The sequence below is a fragment of the Micromonospora sp. DT44 genome (genome assembly GCF_049841635.1).
GTDB lineage: Bacteria > Actinomycetota > Actinomycetes > Mycobacteriales > Micromonosporaceae > Micromonospora.
This window is the reverse complement of the sequence record NZ_JBNCKS010000125.1, coordinates 1-2,368: the sequence shown is the minus strand read 5'-3', so window position 1 is coordinate 2,368 and position 2,368 is coordinate 1. Positions and strand designations below refer to the sequence as shown.

At 67.6% G+C, this 2,368-nt stretch carries 3 protein-coding genes; all 3 read left to right on the top strand.

Annotated features, from left to right (window positions below; translation table 11 throughout):
• Positions 1-353: 353 nt before the first annotated feature.
• The 3 genes from ACLQ25_RS32520 (at position 354) to ACLQ25_RS32510 (ending at position 1,942) form a co-directional block, all read left to right on the top strand.
• Positions 354-881: a DUF6244 family protein gene (locus ACLQ25_RS32520; RefSeq protein ID WP_425734557.1), complete on the top strand. Its 528-nt coding sequence runs from the start codon at positions 354-356 to the stop codon at positions 879-881.
• A 206-nt stretch (positions 882-1,087) separates the two neighbouring features.
• On the top strand, positions 1,088-1,474 hold the full coding sequence (locus tag ACLQ25_RS32515) for a hypothetical protein (protein WP_425734558.1): 387 nt from the start codon (positions 1,088-1,090) through the stop codon (positions 1,472-1,474).
• Between the two features lie 15 nt (positions 1,475-1,489).
• Entirely contained in the window at positions 1,490-1,942 is a 453-nt protein-coding gene (locus ACLQ25_RS32510; protein ID WP_425734556.1) for a SitI3 family protein, read from the top strand.
• Positions 1,943-2,368: the final 426 nt, after the last annotated feature.

Below are 2,368 nucleotides of genomic sequence, written 5' to 3'. Positions count from 1 at the left end.
CCTGCCTGCAGCAGCCGCCAGTACTCCGTCTCGATCTCGAGCCGGCGTTTGCGTCCTCGTCGTCCCATCAACACACCCCACATGATCAGCTGTGTTGCGACAAGTACTGGAACCCGCCCGGAACAGAGGGGTCAACCTTCAGCCGGCGTTGACAAAGGCCCCATCGTCATGACCGCTCAGCGGATGCTCACCGGTGACCGCCCCACCGAAACCGCACCTCGGCCCCTACGTCGGCAGCATCGCCAAACCGGGTGAAGCTGCACGGTAGGCGACCACGTCGGGCTGGCCGCCGACGCGATTGCACTACGGGTAAGTGATCCAACAACATCATCGCCGATAGGAGACCGCTCCACGTGTCGAACATCGAGAAGGTAGACGCCGAGCTGCGTGCCCTGACAGCCGGCGTCGACAGAGCTCGCGGCCTCACCGCCGCAGCCGGCACTCAGGCGCAGGAGGTCGGGGTTCGTGCCGCGGGCGCCGGCTTCGCCGCGGTGGCTGCCGGCATGGCCAGGGTCTATAGCGCGATCAATGAGATCCAGGCTGGTCTGGGCCGCCTCTCCGCCTCGATTGGGGAGGCGGCGCAGGCCACCGCGGCGGTGCCGCGCCAGGGCACGCCGCAGGAGACAATGTCCGGGCTCGCGCCGGTGCAGAGCGCGGTGGACGGCGCCCGCGACGCGGCGACCGCAGTGATCAGTCAGGCCGGCGCGGCGCAACAACTCGTCACGGCCGTCCTCGTCGGCGGGCAGCCGGGACCCCTGTTGCAGGCCTTGGACGGCGTCAAGCAGGTCATGGTGCTCATCGTTCAACGTACCGGCACCGCCCGGCAGTTCGTCGACGCGGCAGCCGCCGAAGCACGACAGCTGGGATCAGCGGGAAACTGACGAGGGCTGGCGGTTCCTCGCCGGCCAGCCCTTCCCTCGACACCGACGGCAGTACGGCCGCAACCACACCCGCCAAGGAAGCCCCCGACCTCCCCGGATCGGCCTGCACCCGCTGGAGCAGGCCACCCACAGGCGTTCCCGGCGGCTCACCAACCGGACCACGAACCAGGATCCCACCACGCGAGGACGAAGCGGTACGGCGCTCACTGGAGTTGGAGAACGAATGCGCCGACACCCTCGCCCAGGACGGCTACCGCGTGCACCAAAACCCGACACGGCGGGAGATCGCCGACGCGCGCCAGAGCACCGGCGACGTGGGCAAGCCCGACAAGGAACCCGACTACCTCATCGAGGGCCACGTCTTCGACTGCTGCTCGCCCACCCCCGGCAAGGCGGTACGCGGGGTATGGACGGAAGTGTCGCAGAAGGTGGCCAGGCAGCAGACCCAGCGGGTGGTGCTGAACCTGCAGGACTGGCGCGGTGACATCACCGCCCTGCAGAAGCAGTTCGACGACTGGCCGGTCCCGCAGCTCAAGGAACTGGCAGCGGTGACCCGAAGCGGTGCGATCATTCAGATTGTTCGACGAGACTGAGAAGGCAGGCAGCACGTGGGCATCGAGTACCGACTGACCCTGGCCGGCGACATTCCGCTGGAGGACCTCGCTCCCCTCGTCGCCCCACACGGCGTCGAGGAGTCGGCACAGCCCGGCTACCCCCGGCTGCTCAGCGCCGACCTCCGGGAGGAACTCGGCTACACGGTCACCATCTACGCGGGCAGCAACGGCTACTTCGATGCCGAAGTCGACGGCGGCGCGCGATGGGAATGGGAACCCGACACGTACACCAACATCGTCTTTGACCTGCGAAAGAACGACCCACCCGACGAGGTGGTCCCCACCATGGTGTCGGCCGTCGGCCGTGTTCTCGCCAGCCGGCAAGAGGATGCCGCGCTCCTGCTCAATGGCAACTGGCTCCTGCTGACGCGAGTCGCGGGAGAGCTACGCGAACACCGACAATCGTGGTGGGACTTTTACGGTGTTCGGGAGATGATTGTGCGGTAGGCCGGTCCACGGCGGACACCACCCGTCGGCTGTTCCTGCCGGACTTGGCGGTGGGCAGCGACGGAGGCAGCGGGCCCTGAGAATTCGGGGTGTACACGGAACGGTGTTGTGCCGCCTCCAGACTGGCGGATGAGGCCGTGGCCAGCTCGCCCGAGGATCCGACGGCGTCGGCCGATGTCCTAGTCGGCACACTGCGACGCAGGCGGACCCGTGACCGCCTACGCTGAGTCTTCCTTTCTGCGACCGGCGGATCGAGCCGCCGGTCGTCCTCTGCCGTCGCCACGGGTATGTCTTCGACTGCTACGCGCCCCACTCCTCCCGTGCCGGGCCGCGCAATTTGGAGCGCGGTATCTAGATGATCGATTCCAAGGGGTCAGTGGTCGTAGGCGGTCAGGGATCGCATGACCGGTTGGCCGGTGTGCCAGT